This window comes from Paraburkholderia sp. GAS448 (assembly GCF_050435685.1).
Taxonomy (GTDB): domain Bacteria; phylum Pseudomonadota; class Gammaproteobacteria; order Burkholderiales; family Burkholderiaceae; genus Paraburkholderia.
The window spans coordinates 95,296-116,092 of record NZ_JBNDKT010000023.1 but is presented as its reverse complement, the minus strand read 5'-3'; the positions used below and the strand labels follow the sequence as shown (position 1 = coordinate 116,092).

Sequence of the window (20,797 nt, the reverse complement as noted above, 5' to 3'; positions counted from 1 at the left end):
CTTGCGAGAGGACCTCGCGCTTACCCTGTCCCCGCTCCGGGGCTCAGCCGGTAACGGTTCAGGTCCGATGCGAATGTGCAGGTAAGGCGCGACGCGCCCGCACGAAGCGTCACATGACCGGTCGTTCGGCACGGAGGGCTCTGAATCATGACATTGACGTTCACGCTGATCGACCTGGCTGGATCCGTTGCGCTGCTCCTGTGGGGTACCCACATGGTGCAGACCGGCATCCAGCGCGCGTTCGGTGCCACCCCTTCGCTCACTGCTCGGCCGGGCTCTGCGCGGGCGACTGGGCGCCTTCCTGGCCGGGATCGGCGTCACCGCGGTATTGCAGAGCAGTACGGCGACCGGACTCATGACGGCCGGTTTCGCCGCCGGCGGCCTGGTCGATCTGGTCTCCGCGCTCGCCGTCATGCTCGGCACGACACTGATCGTGCAGGTGCTGTCGTTCGATGTTGCAGCGGCCTCGCCGGCGGTGATACTCGTCGGCGTGCTGATGTTCCGGAAGGCTTCAAACACACGGGCACACGATCTGGGCCGCGTCCTGATTGGCCTGGGCCTGATGCTGCTCGCGCTGCACCAGTTGCTCGGGCTGATGACAGACTACGAGGACGCGCCCAGTCTGCGCATGCTGCTGGGCGCCGCATCCACCGTGCCGCTGATGGATGTGCTGCTGGCAGCGGGTCTGACCTGGGCGGCGCATTCGAGCGTGGCGATCATCCTGCTCATCATGTCGCTGTGTGCGCAGAACGTGGTGCCGCCCGATGCCGCATTCGCACTGGTGCAGGGCGCGAATCTCGACACTGCAATCAACCCGCTGCTGGAGGGGGCCACCGCGGGTGATCCGACGTCGAAGCGGTTGCCGGTGGGCAATCTGCTCTCGCGGGCCGTGGGCGTCGTGATGGCGCTCGCCGCGCTCGGGCCGCTTGGCCGGCTCATGGTCGCGATCGAACCGGACAATGCCCGGGTGGGGCCGATTTTCATACGATGTTCAACCTTGTGCTTGCCTGCCTGTTCCTGCCGGTGCTGTCTCCGTATCTCGCAACGTCAGGCCGCCGGCGTTGTGCTGCCGGCGGCACTGAAGCTCGCTATCAGTGCCCGTTCACGGCATCCTTGAACGCCTTGCCCGCCGCGAATTTCACCGTCTTCGCGGCCGGGATCTGGATTTCGGCGCCAGTCGCCGGATTGCGGCCCACCCGCGCGGCGCGCGCGCCCGTCGAAAACGAACCGAAGCCGACCAGTTGCACCGTGCCTCCCTTCGTCACTTCGCCGGTGATCGCCGCGATCACCGCATCGATCGCCTCGCCGGTTGCCGCCTTGCTCTCGCCGGTCTTCGCGGCGACCGCATCCACCAGTTCCTGCTTGTTCATTGTTTTTGCCTCGTTGTGGTTGTGAATGTTGCCACCCTACCCGATCCGCGCGCCTTTGCGCAATTGGCCGGCGGCCGGACTGATCCGTGATCACAGCCACTGCACGCATGTCCAGGCGTGAGCGGTGCATGGCGCCGCCGTTAAACCGGGCCTGCGCACCGGGTCGTATCCCGGTGCTGCCGATCGCCCGTGTCAGCGACATGGGTTTGATGAACATGCGGGCGCAGCCCGCTTCGGCGACGCACCGGCGGGGAAATGCGGTCGCTCCCGGTGCGCCCGCACGCACCGTCCGGTACATCTGATGAATCGCCCGCTACTGGCCCGCGCCTTTTGCGTCGGCGCCCCGCGTGCTGTCCGGCGTCCGGGGCGCATCGCGGCGATCCGGTTGCGCGCACGCCGGCTTCCCGTCGGCGCACAGCGTAGTCACGCCAGGTGCCATCCGGCGCTCACACAATTGATGTTGTAACTATCGACGTGCCGGTCGAAATCCCGCGGAGACCCTTGACCAGCAAGGCACAGAGGTTGAATCCGATTTCAACCATTGTGGTAACTCTCGCGTCGACGCCGGTAACTAAAGGTGTAACCCGATGCGCGGTTTCAACAAAAGTTGTAACTCAATGAGCGGTGGCGCGCCGCAGCACGGTCGCAATGTGCAAGGTGGAGCACCTGCTCTCGCGGCGCGGCTGCGTAACGGTGCACCCGATGGCAAGGCGCCCGGGTAGTCACAAAATTAGTTGAAAACTGGTAACAGATTTAGTTGTGTGAGCGGTCATCCAGCGCTCACACAAGCAAAGTTGTTACTACCGTTGTGCAGCGCAGCATTTCCCATGGCCGCGCTTCCACAAAGGCCTCAGCGCGCCACACCTCGTCAACTAAATTTGTTACCACTGTGCTGCCCGGCTGCAACTAACTTTGTAACGCAATACCGTCGATGGCCGTCCTGCTGCAGCGAAACCGTCGCGGTATAAACGTTGATCAGACTCTCTGCAGCTAAGGCGCAAGCCGGCCATTTTCAGTCGTTCGCTCGCGCCCGCGGATGGACACTCAAATGTCGGCTCCAGAGACAGTAGCGGCCCCTCACACATCTAGCTGATCAGTCGCATCTCGGCCTTTGTATTTTTAACGCTGACCTGCGCAAACGACAATTTGCGGTTTCGTTTTGGTACGGATCTACGCATCTGCGGGTAGCTCGGAATCTCGAGGCCCTTACTGATCTCAGCGCCCTCGTCACACCATAGGGAATCGCTTCGTCGATCCCAACGGTCGTAGATATTGAACATCTCGCCATTCAGATAAGCAGTGACGATATCGACACCTTCAGGCGCTTCGCATTGCGGGGCACCTACGCAGCAGCCCGTCGATGCGTCGCTAGCAATGCCGCCAGCCGAATCGAGCGTGGTGTCCCTCGGGCTGCGCAAGAACCAGAAAAAAACTTGACAATGCGAGCACATGCTCCTATTCTTGCCTCAAGAGAGCATATGCTCTTACTTTCGAATGGAGCGAAGCGATGAACGAGGCTGAGATTCTTGTGAGCGGTGCGACCGGGCGGACCGGAGGTATTGCCATTGACGAACTGCTCAAGATGGACAAACGCGTGCGGGCATATGTGCGCACAGATGACGATCGAGCGGCCGCCCTGAGGCAGCGCGGTGTCGATATTGCGGTCGGGGACTTTACCGACATCAACGACATTCGGGCAGCGATGGAAGGAATCCGATCGGCCTATTTCCTTCATCCAATCGCGCCCGGAATCATCGGGGCCGCGGCCTATTTCGCGCAGGCAGCAAAGGAAGCGGGCGTCACGGCGATCGTCAACATGTCGCAGATTTCCGCACGCCGGGAGTCGACGAGCCACGCAGCACAGGACCACTGGGTTTCCGAGCAGGTCTTTGATTGGTCAGATGTCGCGACTACGCATTTGCGTCCCACCTTCTTTGCCGATTGGCTCGTCTATCCGCATTTTGCAAGGGAGATCTGGGCCACGAGGAAGATTGAATTTCCCTTTGGCAACGGCCGTCACGCGCCCATCGCCTCCGATGATCAGGGACGCGTCATCGCCCATGTCCTCGCCAACCCCGAAGGCCACGAGGGCAAGACCTACACGCTCCACGGCCCCGTCGAGATGAACCATGTCGAGATCGCAGCCGCGATGAGCGAGGTTCTCGGTGCCCGGATCGAATACGCGCCGACTTCTATCGAGGAATTCCGAATCAAGATGGAAACCCTTTACAAGTTTCCGCCGTTCCTCACGCAGCATCTGGTCGAAGTCGCGCAGAACTACCGCGACGGCATCTTCTCAGGCACCAACGATGCCGTCGAGAAGATCACCGGAAAGCCGCCGCTTTCGGTCCAGAATTTCGTCGCCAAAAATCGGGCCGCATTCGTGTGAACACGTCCTTAACGCGAATCGAGGTTTGAAAATGTCACTCACCCAAGATGAGCGTCACCCGTTTCTCGATGATCTGACGGCTGACGCGGAGCTGGTCAGCTCAGTGTTGCGCAGTCCCGTAATCGGGCGCGACGACATCCGCCTCGCCGTCGACGCCGTCGGAACCTTCTACGTCTCACAGACGCCCAAGTTTCTTCATACCGTCGGCTCGCGGCTTTTTCTTGAATACGAGGCTGTTCTGACGAGCGGCGAGAAGTTGAGCGCGGCCGTTGTCGTCGATCGCAACTCCGACGGATCGGTGCCGCGTGTCAGTGTGCGGATGAGCCCGCTTGGCGCTGTACTGACTCTCGCCACCCATCTGCGGGAGGCGCTTTCGAAGCAGTTGCCGGAAAACATCTTTCTTTGAACCAAGCACCCGCAGGCTAGTGGCGGGAGTTGACTCTCCCCCCGTATGCGGCTTTTGAAAGAGGAGCTTGTCATGGATATCAGGAACGCTACCGTCTTCATCACCGGTGCCAATCGTGGCTTGGGCCTGGCTTTTGCACGAGAGGCACGTCGGCGCGGCGCGGCGAAAGTATACGCAGGCATGCGCAACACGAGCGGTTTCGACGAGCCGGGCATTGTGCCGGTCAGGATCGATGTCACGGATACGGCGTCGATCGCCGAGGCCGCGAAACTGGCGGCGGATACGACTCTGCTGATCAACAACGCGGGCATTGCCGCTCTGATCGACGGGCCTTTGGCGGCCGACGTGGAAGCGCAATCCACCCGCATGTTCGATACCAACTACTACGGCGTAGTGCGCGTCACACAGGCCTTCGAGCAGATATTGGCGGCCCAGCCGCATGCTGCCATCATCAACGTGCTTTCCGACATCGTGTGGCTTCCGCGGCCCTATCTGACACCGTATGCCGCGTCGAAGGCCGCAGCCTGGAGTTACACAAACCAGCTTCGCTTTCACCTGCACGAGCGTGGCATCCAGGTTCTGGGCCTGCACGTCGGGTTCGTGGATACCGATCTGACCAACGGCATTGACGTGCAGAAAGCCAGTCCCGAGGACGTCGTGCGACAGACCTACGACGCTCTCGCCGCCGGCAAGAGCGAGGTTATGGCCGACGAGGGGACAGCGGTGCTGAAGAGCACGCTTGCGGCCGAGATACCCGGCTACATCACACCGCCTGCAGGGCTTTGAACAGCGAGATGACACCGGTCGGTTTCAGCAGCGAGACATGAGCTGCGCAGTTCGCCGTACGCCAGCGCTGTCGCTCCCGGCTTTCATCGAAACATACCGCCGTACCTTCGCGCGACGCGCGCGCAGCGTTCGCCCAGTTAACCGAAATCAGGAGTGAAACAGATGTTGCCGGTCAACCAGCCGCTTGGAATCGATCAATGCAACTGCTTCGCCGTGAGGAAAGCGAGCAGGCAGATCTCCCGACTCTACGACAGCCATCTCGAGCCCGCGGGTTTGCGCATCACGCAATTCCTCACCCTGGCCGCCCTAAACGAGGTGGGAAGTACCCCGGTCAATGCCCTTGCCGAACGGCTCGATATCGAACGAACGGCGATGGGGAAAATGGTTGGCTTCCTGGAACGCGACGGCTTCGTGACGATCAAGCCCTCGCCCACGGACGGCCGAAGCCGCCTTGTCGAACTCACCGAAGAGGGACGGCGCCTGCACGAAAGGGCGGCCCCTCTCTGGCAGGAAGCGCAGCGGAAGTTCGAGCAACTGAACGGTGTAGACAATGTTACGGCGTTGCGGGAGGGGTTGAGAGGGGTGGTCGTCGGCGAGGTGTCGATGCGTTCGTCGGAAGACTAAGCCTCCAGATGCATTGCGACAACAACATGATTCGTCAAACCAGTAATCATTCGCGGAAGGGCTATGAACCCCGCTGTCACTATCGGAGGCATGATCGCACCGGATTCCGAGCTCGCGCGCAAAGCGGCGGCCCTCGCCGGGCAGGCTCATTCGGGGCCGCTTCTCAATCATGTCCACAGGACATGATGGTTCGCGGAGTTCATCGGCCGGAAGCGGCAAATGAAGTACGATCGCGAACTGGTTTATCTCGCATCGCTGCTTCACGACCTGGGTCTGTCGGAGAATCATGCTGCGGATAAGCGCTTCGAAGTCGATGGCGCCGACGCTGCGAGCAGGTTTCTGCATGCCCACGACTATCCGGAGACGAAAATCGACGTCGTCTGGGACGCCATTGCGCTTCACTCGTCCGCTGAGATTGCCGATCGCAGGGAGCCGGAAGTCGCGCTCGTCCACTTCGGCGCTCATGTCGACGTCATGGGGCTCAGGATGGACGAGATTTCTCCCCAACTGATCGACGATACCCTCGCGCTCTATCCGCGGCTTGGCTTCAAGAAAGCGTTCACGGAGGCACTAGCCGAGGTCGCCAGGCAGAAGCCGCACACCGCCATCGGAACCGGTCTGGCCGACATTGGCCGCCGTCTGGTGCCTGGTCTCGACATTCCCAACGTGTGCGACCTCCTCCTTGGGGCAAGCTTCGAAAGCTGAACGTTTCACGTGACGCACAACTGCACCATGGCTGCAGAAGCGGACGCATTCTTCACCGACATGCACGTAGGCAACATCGATTCCTCGCAGCCAGGAACCACGCCAGAATGAGCGGTCTTGGTTTCCATAGTGGATCGAGACCGTCCGTGTGGTAGCGATGCTCGTATTTTTGGCCAGCAATGGAAAGTGAGAATGTGACGCAGTTAATCTATGACCGTTTCACGATGCATTTGAGTCGTTGATCTTTCATTGCCCTGAACGGCTCTTGACGGTCGACACGCGCCCTCCCCGACATCGCCCATCGAGCTTCCGAGAACGCTGGGCGCGCTGACCTTCTTTGCTGCGATCAACGCAGCTCGATCGCCACGGAGTCGTTAGTTCGTTAGCGTGGCACACGCTTACCGATCCACGAACCGACTCCGTCCGCCAATCTCGACTATTGCGTGGCCATCGTTCACGAAGGCCGCAACGCGCCGCACAAAATCGCCTACCCTTATTTCTGGCGTATCGACACGGCAGCGGAGAGCACGATGAGACGACGCTCACGGTTGCGAGCATGCGATCATTCGCAGAGCGCCGGCCTGGACGCGGGCGACATCGATCTCTCAATCTGGCCCGGCATTGACAGAGCTGCCCTCTCCCCCGAGCGTGAAGCGTTGTACGCTCGACGGGAGCGCGCTATCCGTCTGTATCTCGACGGCTCTACCGACGCGCAGCTTAAGGCGGCATGCGCGATGGGCCGGGTCCAGACCTACCGGTTGCTCACCGAGCGCTGCCTCGCAACCCATCCCGACGGAGACGTTCACGGCTGGCGTGGATTGCTACCGTATGTGCGCGTGAAATCCTACGATAGAAAGGCACCCATCAAGCCTGATGCATGGGGCGGTGGAGCAGCCGGCGCACTGCAATGGGTTTTTGAATCTCCGGCGGGGCGAGGATTCGAAAGCGGTCTGCGCGAGCACATCCTGCGTAAGCGCAGCGACCTTGAGTCTTCGATTCGCCCACGCATGGCAGTGTTCCGATGGTTTCTCGCTCAATTGCGCGATCGCGGCTTCGAGCGCCGGGGAGAATGGCCATTCAATGTCGAGAAGCGCGGTTACGTGACCCTGTCTCGCTTCATCGATCGCGTACTCGCCGAAAATCCCGCACGAGCACGTCAACTCGCCGGCAACGACTCGGCACGCAAGGCCGCCAGCGGCGACGGAACGCGTCGGCCCCTTTTTGCCCCATTCGAGCGCGTCGAGTGCGACGCGCATAAGCTCGACAGTCGGATGATGGTGCTGGTGCCCTCTCCGCACGGCGGAACCGAGTCGCGGATGATTCACCGTCTGTGGGTCATCGTGCTGATTGATGTAGCGTCGCGCGCGGTGCTTGGTTACCACCTGAGTTTGCGCCGGGAATGCGCGGCCGAGGATGTGCTGCGGGCCATTCGCTGCGCCCTTCAGCCATGGGCGCCGCGCGAGCTGCAGTTCGGCAATGCGGCCTATCTGCCAGACGCTGGCCTACCCGCTCACCGCTTTCCTCAACTGGTCGGCGCATGCTGGAACGAGTTCAGCGTCGACGGTGCGCTCGCCAACATCTGCGCGCGCGTCGAAGACGTCCTGCGCGACGTGGTGGGAGCAAGGCTCGTCAAGCCACAGGACCCTGCGTGCTTTAGCCGCCGACGTAGCAAGGACGACCGGCCGTTTATAGAATCGTTCTTCGCACGTCTGGCCGCCGACGGTTTTCATCGACTCTCAACCACAACCGGGAGTTCGCCTGTGGGCCGACGCGGTACTGATCCCGACGCAGCGGCGCTCGCCACCCAGTTTCAGCTCGAATACGCGCACGAGCTGCTCGATACACTCGTTGCAAACTACAACGCGACGCCTCACTCCGGACTTGGATATCGGAGTCCGCTCGAACAACTCGATCGACTGCTCTCACAAGGAAACTGGAAACCACGGCAAGCCGATCCCGATGCTGTGCGTCGCATCGTCGGCGTGCGCAAGCTTTGTACACTGCTTGGCGGTGTGCAAAATGGTCGCCGCCCCCATTTCAATTTCGCCAACGGCCGCTATTCAGCCGAGTGGCTTTGCCTGCGCACCGACCTGCTGGGCGAAAACCTCTGGATCCAACTCGAAGACGAGGACGACGCACGCTACGCCACCGTCTCGACACAGCGAGGGCATTTTCTGGGCGTCGTGCGCGCCGCGCCCCCATGGCACCGAACACCGCATTCGCTTTATGTTCGCCAGGCGATCCGCGCACTCGAGAAGCGCCGGCTGCTCCATCTGGCGACGAACGGCGACGCCGTCGAGGCGTTGATCCGGTATGCCGAAGCGGCACCATCGGGAAAACTGCCCGCCCACCCTGCGTATCTGGAAGCAAGACGCATACTGCAAAAGCATGCAGAGCAGGTCGCTGGTCATTCAATGGTGAGCCTTTCCAAGATCGGCAGCACACCTGCAGTGCATGACGCGACGCCCGCACAACCAAACCGTGAAACCGGTACGGCGCTACCCCCAATGCGGCGGGCCCAGCAATGGTAGTAGTTCCCGCAACCGCAGAGCCGCTGGTCGCCGCTCATGTGCCGCGGGATCATCCGATTGTCACGCGCGACTATTCCTTGTTCACGGTCGCCATCCATGACATGGTCGAGCGCATCAGCACCTGGTTAGACGATCAGATAGACGGCGCGACGATCTTCGGTCCATCCCGCTTCGGCAAATCGAGCGCGATCGACCACTGGTTGCAGCGCCTGCTGTCTGAGCGCCACGGCGGCCATGTGCCCCTGGTCATCTGGAGCCATACGGACTCCGGCAGCGCCGCAGCGGTGGGCCGCTTTTATGCCTACCTTCTTGATGCGAGCGGCCATCGGCTGGCTCAGTCGCGGCGCAGCCCGCTGGAGCGTCAGACCATGCTGGTCGAGCGGTGGATCGAACTTGCCGCCCAGGGCGGCGGCCGGTTTCTCGTACTGGTCATCGACGAGGCTCAAGGTATGAGTCAGCGCGAGTGGATCTGGCTGGTAGAACTGCATAGCCTGCTGGAGAAGCAGCGCATCCGCCTGTCCGTGTTCTCGATCGCGTCGCTGCAGTTCTTCGACGAGCCGGTTGGCATGGCGCTCGCGGGCGGTGCCCACGTCGCCGCCCGCTTCATGCTGGCCACGGAACCGTTCCATGGCGTGCGCAATGTCGGCGAGCTTGCCTACGTGATGCGCGGTTACGACGAAGGAAGCGAGTGGCCAGTCGGGTCAGGCAGCTCGTTTACGGCGGGACTGGCGCCGCAGCAATGGGCGGACGGTTTCCGGATGGCGGATCACGCCGACAGTTTGATGCGGGCGATGCAGGACACACTGCCAGCGCATTACGCAGGACCACTGGACTTTCCGATGAAGACTGTCGCGCAGGCCTGTCGACACGTATTACTGCGCATCGCGGGTGGCGTCGGGATTGATGTGGCCACTTCGGCAGACGCGTGGAAAACCGCCGTCGACGCAAGCGGGCACGGCACCCTGATGGCGCTGGTTTCGGCGAGCGCTGTGCTGCGGAAAAACACCCGCCGCAGGGCCGGACATGCCTGAGTCCCGCCTGACTTGGCACACTGGAAGTGTGCTGCCCTATGCATCGAGATGGCATACCGTCATGCGCGCCTGCGCGCTGAATGCGCTTCATCCCGACGATCTCCCGTGGCATCTACCGGCATCCTCGTCGACCATCAACTCTCCGTCTGCCTGTGAGAGCGGCGAGACTGCCGCATTGGCGCGATGCCTCGGTGAATCACCTGATGTCTTCCGGTGGTCAACTTTTGCGGCGCTCCCCGAAGCGCTGCACCGGTCGCTTGTTGTACCGCGGCCCCGCCTGTGTTTTGCATGTCTTGCGGCGGGATATCACAGCGCGCTTTTTTCCGTCGAACTGCTTCACGCCTGCCCGATTCATGGCACGCCGCTCGTTGATCGTTGCCACTGTGGCGCGCCCTTTTCCGGAGGATTGCATTCATGGAGCGCGGACGGTCCGGCCGGTGGTTGTCGATGCGACCGACTGCACTTCTTCACCCGTGAGACCTGCCGCCGACCGACGCTGCCGGCAGAGCAGACTTGCGCACTCGATCCCGTCGCGCAGTGGCTTGATGCAATGTCTCTACTGATCCGACCGGCGCAGCTTGACAGGGCATGCTGCCGTCACGCAAAGGGTAGCGTCGAATGGCTGATCGGTGCGTCCCGCGCGTTGGGCATTGCCTATCCCGCGTGCTTCCGGCCGGTCAGCGATCTGCGGGTGCCAGTCAGCCTCGTATCGTATGTGCCGAGCTTCTCGGGACGAATGTCTGCACAGGAGAAATCGTTCGCCGGTCCTGGGGGTGCCTGCGCGATATCACCGACCGTAACCGTGTATCGGGCGCTTTCCCGCCGCATCCGGCGACATCTCGCCCCCGGCAGTGCGCGAACAGTAGCAAGCTTCATCAAGGCGTGCGATCCACTCCTGATTGCCGAGTGGGTCGCAGGCAGTGTCAAAGCCCGGCAAGCGTTCGCGGATCTTCTCTGGAGCCGGGCAATCGAGCCCGGTGTCGAGGCTCGCCGCTGGCCCGATCAGCAGATACCGACAACGGCGAGGATGCGGCTCACCCTGTCAGTCGAGCAGGACTGTCAGATCTGCGGCGAGGCGCCAGATGACGAAGCAAGGAAATGGCTTGAATACCATGCGGCACGCGTGACCCTTGGAGCCGTGTGGCGCGACGCCCATGCGCGGACCAGCGCTATCGCGCATTCTGGTGTCGCCGCCTGGTCGGACGTGACGCCTCGTACCGCATGGTCGGACAGTGCGTGGCTGGCGCGCGCGACGCCACAGGGCGTGCAATTCATTGCGCCCTTGACGTCCAGCTGGCTTAGTCGACCGCACGCCAGCAAAAGCCTACGTCAGGCCAGATACATAACGCGGCAGCAGACCCGGTTTGAACTAATGTGGGATGCGGCTCGAGGCGCCTGCCTGACGTGGTCGGAGATGGGCGGCTGGCACGTCGTTGATGCGCTCACCCCTGCAAATCGGGATGTTCGCCACCGGCGCCTGGTGGGACTGAGCGGTGGGCGGCCGTGGTGCTGGCTCTATCAAGGCGTCGATGGTCAGTTTGTTGCCCGCTGGGAAAACGCACGCCTGCAGGTCTGCGCCGCGACGCCGGCTGCCGCCATCGCCGGACTGCGTCGCTGCGCGACGACATGCCCGCATGTCGCTGGTAACGCGCTCCCCTACCCTGCTTTGGCGCGGGTGGCCAAACCCAGCCCGATGGCCACGACCGTCGCAGCCGACTATCGGCTGTTTATCGACTGCGTGAAGGCCCGTCGCGGTTTCTGGAGCGACGCAGAGAAACTGGCGAGAACGGCGGGCGGGTATCGTCACGCGCTCGCGGTAGCGGACCAGACACGGCGCAGCCATGGAACAGACTAAACCGGGCGATCACGTTGACCGGCGGGCCGCAGGGGGCGGTAGTAACAAATTTACTTGAAAACTAGTAACAAAATTGGTTGTGTGAGCGTCCAGTCGATATAAGGGCCAGTGTCCGCAAACGAAGGGGTAGATAGCTCGGACTATGTACCCCTCTCAATTCACTGCTGGCTAAACGGCTGCGCGTCATTCGTTCCGGCGCTTTCCGGTCGTTTCAATGCTGATAAGTCGTATTAGCTGCGTTGCGTTTAATGATCCGGCGGGCCGCCGACCGCTCCGGACGCGCAAAGTCGAAAATATCGCGTCCCCTTGCAACCATGCACATCGGCGACAACGCCGGTTGCCTCCGAAGGCAGATTGAGGCAGAACTCCAGACGGACAAAGCCTCTGGATTATCTGGTCAACCGTGGCCGGTACATTGCAGACCATCTGCGACGGGACGTGAACGATGAAATCTTCCGGCGCCGACCGCAAGCTGTGCTGGTAGGCGACTTGATAGTCCACGCTACGGGTGTTCAGCCCTCTTCTGCTCGTGCCCTGCGTTCCGGCCAACTTCTGCGCCATATCACTGGCAATCCCGTAGGACGAATGCCGGCCGGCTACGCGTTGGCGAGGCAGCATGGCTCTGAATGCGCGGTGGCCAGTCGAGGCGATTCATTTCCACTCGTTCGTCCAATGCGCGCAAACGAAGGTTCGGAAACTGAAATTATCCGACCCTTCACATTTCCCCCTCATTCAAAAATCCGGGCTCGTCACGGTTTGTTCATGCCATGAGCCACCAAGGCACGATTATCAAATAATCCTCAGGTTGCGAATTCGACCAATCGACGGGGACCGTTCGAGAATCAGTTTTGTGATGAACTCGGGCAACAGGGCCCGAGGCCCGGACGCGACCGCAACCGCAACCGGGCCGTCGCGGTCGATGTGTGCAAGCTGGTTCATTTTCTTCTCTCAGTTTGATGATTCATCGGTCAATATCTGGCCCACTGTCGGGTGCATCGGGATCAGCAGGCGATGCCGCATCCTGGTCTGGATTGGCCGGATCTTCCGGAGTGGGTGGCGGCGGATGGCGCACGGCATCGCGCAGCTCATTGCGCTCCCATGCGTCGCGCTCACGCTGCGCTGCCCGACGTTCCAGCACCTCGGCATCGAACTCCGCAAGCCGGACCTGCCGGATACTCTCCAGGTGCGGCTGATCGAACACGATGCGCATGCGAGTGTCGGCTGCTACGCGCGCGGCGGCTGCTTGGAACGCCTCGGGTCCGGACAGCGAGAGCATGGAGCCGAACTTCTGCTGCGCGAAATGCAGCGCAATCTCGATCGCCTCGCGCTCGCTATCCCACAGGCGCAATGTGCGGCCCTCGTCGACGAGGAACGCCACGCCGTCCTTCCGGTAGTCGACCTCGCCGCCGGCCCGCACCTCGTACGTGATCGCCGGGCCCGCGTAGATGATCTCGTTGCGGTCGTGGGCTGCAGGTGGCTTCACCGCATGAGACAGCGCACTGAAAATGACCGCGCGTGCGTCGTCTGCACGTTTCGTCCGCAGGCGGATCTGCTGCATCCGGCGCAACTCACGCAGCGCCCGTTCGTCGCCTTTCTGAGCGCGCTCCTGCAGGAAGTCACGATACTGCTCGCTCAACGGCCGGCTTGCGGCGCCCTTCAGCGCATCCCGCTCTTTCGCAATCTGCACACGCAGCGCGGCCTCTGCCTCAAGGCGCGCAACACGTGCTGCAGACAGCTGCTCGCGGCGCTGCGCGCCTGACAGGTCGATGCGGTCGACAAGCGCGCTGCGGGCACTGTAGAACTCCGATTTGACCGCCTTTCGCCGCTCACTCTCATGATCGGCCTGCGCATCCCACGCGCGACGTAGCTCGTTCCGGTATGCCGATCGCCATTGCTGGAACTCGCCCCATAGGTCCCGTTCAGGCGTACGCCTAGGTGCATGCTCCGGATCACGTCCTGTCTGTGCACGATAGGTCTCGCGCAGCAGCTGCGCAGCATCCTCCCATGACAGGTTCATCTCTTTGGTGAGGAAGTCAGACACATTCAGATTGCGCGAGCCGGAATGGATTCTGTCACTGCCGTCCGCGCCTTTACCGATCGAATACTTTTCGACGATCAGTCCGTGCGTATGCGCGAGCACAGCCAGCAACCGGCCCGCGTCTAGCGTCGCGCGGATCTCGGTGAACTCATCCCGCTCCCGCGCACGTCGCGCCGTGCGAGCCTCGGACAGGTCGCGCGCAAACTGATCGCGAACGGTATCGGCTGCCCGGCCCGTCGACGCGCGCGCTCTCGCATTGAAATCGACCGACGCTGCGTCCGGCGGCGGCGTATCAGTTGGCCGGATCTCGAACGGCGACGATTCGATCGCATCGAACGATTGCACATTCGCGAGGCTGCGGATTTCTTCACGCGGCCCGAACCCTGCGGGCAGGCGACCGCCGGTCAGATTAAAAGGGTCACGTGAGCCGAACGGCCCTCCCGCCCGCATGAACTTCTCGGCACCGGTGCGCGTGAGACGCGTCCGCCCCGCCTCATCTGCCTGGTCCCACGCGACAAACATGCGATCGACCATCACTTTCCACTCCGGCTCGCCGTCGGACCCGTCAACGGCATCGCGAGCGCCTGAAGATTGCCAGCGCCCCTCCCTCTCGTCGTAACTTCCGCCGCGTTCGAAGTCGCGGCCGGCACCTTCGCGCCATCGCGGCCGCGGCACCGAAATGCCTAGCTGTTCTCTTCCCGCTCGCTCGCGATCGCCAGACCATCGCAATGCGTCAATTCGTTCGGCTTGCTGGTTTCCCAGCTCCAGTAGTGCATCAGGCGGCAGAAGCACTTGACGTCGCGCGGCGTCGCCATCCACACCGCGGCTGGGCAGGCCATGCACACGGTGGGCGGATTGGGACGGCGCGCCGGATCGATCGAAGCGAGCGTCAAAGTCGTGATCCGCTCCGGCTCGCCATCGCCCCGTGATTTCGCGGTGCGCGCGTTCGAGCTCGTTCCACCATTGCTGCGACTGCCCTGCCCTCTCCGGCTCCCGCCCGGCGCCGCGCTCCCGCGCCCGCCCTCCTGCTCCGGCGGCCCCCAACCGGCTCCAATCTCGCCAGTGTCCGGATCGATCGTGGAGCTGTTGTCTTCGCTCTCGTGTGCGCTCATTGAACCCTCCTGTTGCATCGTAGAACCGCTGTTCGCGGTGATCGAGAATGCGCCGCTGCTCCGTCGGCGACGCTGCCTGATACGTCTTGTAAAAACTGCTGCCGCTGTTCAGATACTTGATCTCGCGCGCGCGGGTGTCGTGCCACGTCTTGAGCGAATCGAGATAGATCTGCGGCGTATCGCGCGATACGCCTGGCTCGACATACTGCCCATGCACATTTGATTCGAGCGCGTCACGCTTGGCCGTAGCATCGAGCTCGATGAATTCACGCGAGAACACAAACTCCTTCAAGTTCACACCCTTCGCGGCACCGGTCGGTTTGACGTTCTCGTACTCCGACCCCCTGCCGGCATTGCGCGTGCGCGTCTCGCCGTACTCCGTAAGCAACGCCCTGAAGTCGTCATACCGCGTAACGTCACGTGTCATCACCGCCTCGAGGATTGAGGCCTTCAGTTCGCGGTTAGCGCCCTCGAATACGTCGCCCTTGTACCGGCTGATCATCTCGGACGCGTCGGTGAACTGCACACGCCGGTTGTCTTTCGGACTCGCGAGTCCGTACTTCGCGTTGATGTGCTCCTGAAAGGCCTCGAGGTAGCGCTCGTTATGGTCAACCTTCCCGAACGGATCGAGCCGTCGGCCTGTCACAAGATTCATTTCCGGAATCACGATATGCACGTGCACCTTGCGCTCGACAGGCTCCCCCGTCTTGCGGTCCGCATAGCTCTTGATCCGCGGCACATGCGCTTCAGCGTAGAAGTTGTATTCGTCCCGACGGTACGCGGCAAACGCAAACGCCTCGAACTCCCGAACAATCTCACCTAACAGCTCGTGGTCAACCTCGTCTTCCTTGAATGACAGCGTGACATTCAGGTAGCGCTCGGCGTCCGTGTCGATCGACTGGATGATGTCGTTCGTCAGATCGAGATCGCCGGCAAGGATCACGCGCTCATCCATCTCGTCGCGTTCCATCTCTCGGCCCTGCTTCTGACCCTTCTCCAGATAGTCCTTGATCCCGTCGTGATAGCCGCGTACGCGTATCAGCATCGCCCTACCCTCGCGCCCCGCGTTCTGCGATCCAGCGCTCCGCCCCTTCGACTCGGAAAAGCAGAGAGCTGTGCACGATCGACGGCCGCAGATGGCCGGCGGCATCGACGGACGCCCGGGCGCTGCCGCAGTCTGTCTGCGTCAGCGTGTGCGCACCGTCGTGGTCACGATCGAAGTGCACCTTCGTCTCCTGTTCGATGACCGCCATGATGGCCGCCTGCCTTTGATCCATTCCCATCGATATCAGTCGACCCTGTTCAGGGTTGCCTTGAGGTACTGCCCGATCAACTGCAGCTGCGTGAGCAGCTGCTCGTAAGTCGCTTCGGAAAGCTTCCCGCGAAGGTGCTCCGAGTTCGCACGGTGCGCGATCTGGTTCAGGTTGTTGCTGGTCTTGTTGAAGATGTACAGCAACCGCTTGCGGTCTCCGCTCGCCACCGGTCGCGCAATCACCTGCGTACGGTTGGTCAGCACCGCCTGCCGAAAGAACTCCGATTGCGTCATCCCGCTTTGCGCCACCTTTGCAAGGTACGCGTCGCGGTCCGCATCCGACAGACGGAACGCGATCGGCTTGCCCAGCCCTGCCCCGCCATTGCTTTTTTGCTTGGGCATCACCAGAGCCCCGTCGAGCGACTACGATCGATGTCAGCGCCGACCATCGCGAACTGCCTGCCATCGTCCTCGATCGGATGCGCGCGAAACTCGTATTCCGGCCAGCGCGACTCGCACTCGCGCAACGCACGCATCGCCTGGTCGCCCGTCATTGGCCGCGTATAGCCCGCCCACGGCAGATAACGCGGCTCGCTGCCACGCTCGTCGGCACGCGGCCCCACTACAAGCTGGATCACCCATTCGCTGCAAGGAATCATGACTGCACCTCCGTATTCATTACGCATACCAGGCAGTGCTTAATGTCGGTGGCGGAGCCACCGACCAGTCTGACGCGGCAGTAGATCGCGTCGGGGTTTCAAAGGGGCTCGCCCCTTTGGCACGAAATATTTTACGGAACGCGTAGCGTTACGTAAACATATTCGACGTGCCTCGCCCCACTTTCGCCACACATTATTTCCTACGCATATTCTACGGCCCTACTACACCAGTACATCACGCATTGCATCGGAATACTACACAATACAACCTTGCCCCTACATGCAGTCGTCATTCATACTACGCCCATACTACGTTTATTCGCCATTTTCCCAATGGATCACGAACAGCTTGCTTCCGCGCTGCGCCACCTTGCCAGCACAAGCCCGAAACGCAGCAAGGCTTCGCACCTCAAGACCCTCCTTCCGGACATTGAGGCAGCGCTCGCCGCTCGCGTTCCCGCCGTTGATATCCTGAATACCTTGCGCGAACAGGGACTCGATATCTCCCTTCGAACGTTTCACGGAACTCTGTACAGGCTTCGAAAGACCGCCTCTCCGCCCGGTTCAGAACGCAAATCCGGCGCTGCGGCAGCCCGCCCCAGCGCCCCGGCCTCCGTGACTGCCTCGCGAGCAACAGCCGCTCTCGAAGCGCACAAGCCCGCGCCTCCCACGACCGATGCACCGGCACCGGCCCAGACTCGCATCAAAACCTTCGAGCAATTGCAGTCCGAGAATCCCCACCTCTCAAGCATGCAGTTGAACCGCCTCTACGCCCAACAGTACGGCGAACCTCGCGTGAGCAATGCCGATATTGATGCGCTCAAGAAAAAATATCCTCGGCACACGAAACCCTGAACCGCATCGCCCCGCCGCGCTGCGCCGGGTCGGGCCGCTCCCCATGCATTCTGCATGGGTCCCCGTGGCCCTCGATACGGGCGCGCGGCGCGCGCGATGCCGCCTTGGCTCGCACCGCGCAGTTACATTCTGTTTCGCAAATCGCGGTCTCATCAGGCGCGCGGCCTGGCATATTCGTCGTGCAACTGCCTGGTCCCCAAAGGCACGCGGTAGGAGCCTCGGAAAGCCGGTCTGCGTACCGGCTTCTTTTTTTCCTATGCTGTACTCGTAAAGCAAAAAACCGCCCGGACTTTCACCCGGACGGCGGCATGTGACATGCCTGCACTTACGCAAAGTGCATCAGGGCTCAGGCGGCTTCGGCTTCCTCCGCATCCCCGTCGTTGCACTCATCCTGCGTGCTGTCGGCGTCGCTTTCCTCGTCATCCTCCCAATGGCCGTCCGTGACATGTTTCGGCACCTCACGGTTGCGCAGCACTTCCGGCAACCAGCCCGAGTCCGTCATGCGAAGCTCGGCGGCAGCAGCGGCATCTCCCTTTTTCATCCCGCGCAGTTCGCTTACGGCCTGCGGGGAAACCGTCTCGCCAACAACGGTCACGATACGATCTTTCGGGACGTGCTCGAAATAGCTTCGAGAACGGATTCAGTTACAAGGATTTCAACGACTTCCATTATGGATGCCTCCGGAAATGGGCCGCAGCGGAATGCCGGGCCACATGGATATGATAGGTCTAATTGCCCTTATAAAACGCAATGATTCGATTTATATTTTAAATATATTTGTATTTATGATTGAAAAACAAGATCGTTAAAATCTTGATATAACGGTCAATACGACCTAATATAAAAGCGTGGCCCGGCATTCCGCTGCGGCCCATTTCCGGAGATAACCGTGATTGACAATGAAACCAGAATCTCGTCGGCAGTCGTCGTCGATGAGTTGCGTCTGAATTTCCTTCCTCACTACCTGGGCGCGCAATACCTTCGGGGCGAGGCATTGGTGTACGACTGGGCTGCCCGCCTTTCGAGTGCCTACAAGGGCGGTTCGTGGGACTTCTTCCAGTTGTCGAACAGCGGCTTCTATATGGCTCCAGCGAACTGCGGACGGATGCATGTGCGGTGGCACATGAACGGCTACAGCGACACGATGGGCGCTGACGCGTTCGGCATCGTCGTCACGCTGTTTGCCCTGTGTCATCTGGCGGAAAAGTGCGGCGATGACAGGATCATTGACCACTACCACGCGCTGCGGGCCTACGCGGCGCAGCACGTAGAGGCCGCCAACATTCTGCGCGCCATCGACTGACGCACTGACCACTCACGGCTCCGGCCTGTGGGCTGGGGCTGATCCTGATATTGGGGAACAGCATGGACACCACTTACCTGACAAGCCGCTTCGGACGCAACGCAGTTGGCACACGTTCGGATCGCCCGCTGACGAATGGCGAGATTGCAGAGGTTGCCCCGTCGATCTTCGCGCTGTCCGCGCACGAAAGCCGCTCGGAACGGTACACCTACATTCCAACCAGCGACGTACTGGACGGCCTGCGCAAGGAAGGTTTTCAGCCCTTCATGGCCTGTCAGACCCGCGTACGCGCCGACGACAAGCGCGCACACACGAAACATATGGTCCGCCTGCGCCACGCCGACCAGATCGCGGGCCGCGAAGCCAACGAAATCATCCTTCTGAACAGCCACGACGGCAGCAGCAGCTACCAGATGCTCGCCGGGATGTTCCGGTTTGTGTGCCAGAACGGTATGGTCTGCGGAGACACCATTGGTGATATCCGCGTGCCTCATAAGGGCGACGTGGTCGGTGAGGTGATCGAGGGAGCGTTCAAGGTGCTCGACAGCTTCGAGGCGGCGACCCAGCAGCGCGAGAGGATGGCCGGTCTCGCGTTGACCGACGGCGAACAGACCGCCTTCGCGCGGTCCGCGCTTACGCTGCGGTACGACGACGACAGGCCCGCGCCGATCACTGAACAGCAACTTCTGACACCGCATCGCATGGAGGATCGCGCACCAGACCTGTGGACAACATTCAATCGAGTGCAGGAAAACATGATCAACGGCGGCCTGCGCGGTCGTAATGCGAATGGGCGGGCGACCACAACCCGCGCCGTGACCGGCATTGACCAGAACATCAGGCTTAACCGCGCCCTCTGGGTGCTCGCCGACGAACTGCGCCGCCTGCGCGGCTGACAGGTGCGCCCGGCCTTCGGGCCGGGCATGACCTCAACTATGGAAACCGACATGGATACCGCTCACATCCGCCCAACGTGGCTGACCGCCCTCCTTCCGCTGCTGGCCGTCTATCAATACGGCGATCGTTCTCTGGTCCGCGCGGAACTGTTCCGCATGGCCTTGTCCGCCGATGCCGCAGCGCGCTCCGCCGAAGCACTCGACCGGATTGCCAACATGCTGGACCGCGACGGGCACCCAATCGACATGCACCGGGAAGAGTTGCGCGCGATAGCCCGCAACGCTCTCTCCGAGTTTCATCGTGTGCCACCCCGTGCCCCGCAGCCTGCCCTACCCGAGTCAGGATTTTGAACGAAAGTTGCTCTCTGTTTTCATTTAAACTTTGAGGAGTACCAATCATGAACAAGCTTTTCTTTACTGGCCGTGTTGCCGCCGCCCCTGTGCTTGCGAATCACGGTGATTCGAAGGTGACGAAATTCACCCTGATTTCCAACGAGTACGCCGGTCGCGACGAAGGCAGCGGTGAAGCGAAAGAGCGTCAGGTGAAAATCCAGTTCACCGCCTTTGGTTCGCGTGGTGAGGCCATCGCCAGAAACGTTCTGAAGGGCGATCAACTGATCGTTGAGGCGAAGCTGTCGAACAACGATTTCACGGACGGTGAAGGCATCGAGCGTTACGGATACAACTTCACGGTCGATAACTTCGACTTCGGCGCGCCTGGCGAACTCAAGCGGGCGCAACTCGCGCGGCGTCAGGAATGATGCATGTCGGCCCCGGTTCATGCCGGGGCTGTTGACCAATACAGGAGTTGACGCTAAGACCGTGGGCTGCGGTGGTTCCTTCCGGCTCATACCTGCCCGAAATAGCCTCAGCGGCATGGGCGTCCCAGCCGTCCGGAAAGGGCACCCCCCTCCTGCCAAACCTTGAGCCCGGATAACCGAAGGCGTTACGCGCGCGCCGGCGCGCCCGGATCGAGGCGCACGGG

Annotated in this window: 19 protein-coding genes and 1 pseudogene; 14 read left to right on the top strand and 6 right to left on the bottom strand. The window is 61.5% G+C overall.

All coding sequences use genetic code 11. From position 1 onward, the window contains the following. Positions 1-147 precede the first annotated feature (147 nt). Positions 148-1,044 (top strand): annotated as a pseudogene (locus P3T23_RS32195) (Na/Pi cotransporter family protein); the annotation flags it as partial. 47 nt (positions 1,045-1,091) lie between these two features. Here P3T23_RS32195 and P3T23_RS32190 read toward each other — a convergent pair. Further along, positions 1,092-1,370 (bottom strand): HU family DNA-binding protein, encoded by a 279-nt coding sequence (locus tag P3T23_RS32190; RefSeq protein ID WP_429320141.1) that lies wholly within the window; start codon positions 1,368-1,370, stop codon positions 1,092-1,094. 1,507 nt (positions 1,371-2,877) lie between these two features. On the opposite strand from P3T23_RS32190, the gene P3T23_RS32185 reads away from it, so the two are divergent. The 8 genes from P3T23_RS32185 (at position 2,878) to P3T23_RS32150 (ending at position 11,697) form a co-directional block, all read left to right on the top strand. Next, complete coding sequence (locus tag P3T23_RS32185; protein WP_429320114.1) at positions 2,878-3,759, top strand: NmrA family NAD(P)-binding protein; 882 nt, start codon at positions 2,878-2,880, stop codon at positions 3,757-3,759. A 31-nt stretch (positions 3,760-3,790) separates the two neighbouring features. Next, entirely contained in the window at positions 3,791-4,165 is a 375-nt protein-coding gene (locus P3T23_RS32180) for a hypothetical protein (RefSeq protein WP_429320113.1), read from the top strand. 72 nt (positions 4,166-4,237) lie between these two features. Beyond that, entirely contained in the window at positions 4,238-4,951 is a 714-nt protein-coding gene (locus P3T23_RS32175) for an SDR family oxidoreductase (RefSeq protein ID WP_429320112.1), read from the top strand. A gap of 162 nt (positions 4,952-5,113) precedes the next feature. Beyond that, a complete protein-coding gene (locus P3T23_RS32170) occupies positions 5,114-5,575 on the top strand; it encodes a MarR family winged helix-turn-helix transcriptional regulator (RefSeq protein ID WP_429320111.1) in 462 nt (153 codons plus the stop codon). A 219-nt stretch (positions 5,576-5,794) separates the two neighbouring features. Next, positions 5,795-6,280 (top strand): HD domain-containing protein, encoded by a 486-nt coding sequence (locus tag P3T23_RS32165; RefSeq protein WP_429320110.1) that lies wholly within the window; start codon positions 5,795-5,797, stop codon positions 6,278-6,280. Between the two features lie 530 nt (positions 6,281-6,810). Next, complete coding sequence (locus P3T23_RS32160; protein WP_429320109.1) at positions 6,811-8,811, top strand: hypothetical protein; 2,001 nt, start codon at positions 6,811-6,813, stop codon at positions 8,809-8,811. 101 nt (positions 8,812-8,912) lie between these two features. After that, positions 8,913-9,842 (top strand): ATP-binding protein, encoded by a 930-nt coding sequence (locus P3T23_RS32155; RefSeq protein WP_429320108.1) that lies wholly within the window; start codon positions 8,913-8,915, stop codon positions 9,840-9,842. A 550-nt stretch (positions 9,843-10,392) separates the two neighbouring features. Continuing rightward, positions 10,393-11,697, top strand: coding sequence for a hypothetical protein (locus P3T23_RS32150; protein WP_429320107.1), 1,305 nt, complete (start codon positions 10,393-10,395; stop codon positions 11,695-11,697). A 961-nt stretch (positions 11,698-12,658) separates the two neighbouring features. Here the strand turns inward: P3T23_RS32150 and P3T23_RS32145 are convergent. From P3T23_RS32145 to P3T23_RS32130, 4 genes are read right to left on the bottom strand one after another with little or no spacing between them, the layout of a single operon-like run. Further along, complete coding sequence (locus tag P3T23_RS32145) at positions 12,659-15,892, bottom strand: LPD7 domain-containing protein (protein ID WP_429320106.1); 3,234 nt, start codon at positions 15,890-15,892, stop codon at positions 12,659-12,661. Positions 15,893-15,896: 4 nt separating this feature from the next. Next, on the bottom strand, positions 15,897-16,100 hold the full coding sequence (locus tag P3T23_RS32140; protein ID WP_429320105.1) for a hypothetical protein: 204 nt from the start codon (positions 16,098-16,100) through the stop codon (positions 15,897-15,899). Between the two features lie 35 nt (positions 16,101-16,135). Further along, on the bottom strand, positions 16,136-16,501 hold the full coding sequence (locus P3T23_RS32135; protein ID WP_429320104.1) for a plasmid mobilization protein: 366 nt from the start codon (positions 16,499-16,501) through the stop codon (positions 16,136-16,138). Then, positions 16,501-16,758 carry a hypothetical protein gene (locus P3T23_RS32130; protein WP_429320103.1) on the bottom strand — a complete coding sequence of 86 codons (258 nt, stop codon included), beginning with the start codon at positions 16,756-16,758 and terminating at the stop codon, positions 16,501-16,503. The genes P3T23_RS32135 and P3T23_RS32130 overlap by 1 nt, the downstream gene beginning before the upstream one ends. Before the next feature lie 333 nt (positions 16,759-17,091). Between P3T23_RS32130 and P3T23_RS32125 the strand changes: the two genes are divergently transcribed. Further along, positions 17,092-17,613: a hypothetical protein gene (locus tag P3T23_RS32125; RefSeq protein ID WP_429320102.1), complete on the top strand. Its 522-nt coding sequence runs from the start codon at positions 17,092-17,094 to the stop codon at positions 17,611-17,613. A gap of 346 nt (positions 17,614-17,959) precedes the next feature. Here the strand turns inward: P3T23_RS32125 and P3T23_RS32120 are convergent, their stop codons facing one another. Next, a complete protein-coding gene (locus P3T23_RS32120) occupies positions 17,960-18,208 on the bottom strand; it encodes a hypothetical protein (RefSeq protein WP_429320101.1) in 249 nt (82 codons plus the stop codon). 294 nt (positions 18,209-18,502) lie between these two features. Between P3T23_RS32120 and P3T23_RS32115 the strand changes: the two genes are divergently transcribed. The 4 genes from P3T23_RS32115 to P3T23_RS32100 all read left to right on the top strand — a co-directional run bounded on the left by P3T23_RS32115 (position 18,503) and on the right by P3T23_RS32100 (position 20,573). Beyond that, the gene (locus tag P3T23_RS32115) at positions 18,503-18,916 is read left to right on the top strand and encodes an antirestriction protein (RefSeq protein WP_429320100.1); all 414 of its coding nucleotides are present in this window, start codon (positions 18,503-18,505) and stop codon (positions 18,914-18,916) included. Positions 18,917-18,978: 62 nt separating this feature from the next. Beyond that, the gene (locus tag P3T23_RS32110) at positions 18,979-19,812 is read left to right on the top strand and encodes a DUF932 domain-containing protein (RefSeq protein ID WP_429320099.1); all 834 of its coding nucleotides are present in this window, start codon (positions 18,979-18,981) and stop codon (positions 19,810-19,812) included. A gap of 51 nt (positions 19,813-19,863) precedes the next feature. Beyond that, positions 19,864-20,163: a hypothetical protein gene (locus tag P3T23_RS32105; protein ID WP_097397482.1), complete on the top strand. Its 300-nt coding sequence runs from the start codon at positions 19,864-19,866 to the stop codon at positions 20,161-20,163. 47 nt (positions 20,164-20,210) lie between these two features. Beyond that, positions 20,211-20,573: a single-stranded DNA-binding protein gene (locus P3T23_RS32100; RefSeq protein ID WP_429320098.1), complete on the top strand. Its 363-nt coding sequence runs from the start codon at positions 20,211-20,213 to the stop codon at positions 20,571-20,573. The last annotated feature ends 224 nt before the right edge of the window (positions 20,574-20,797 follow it).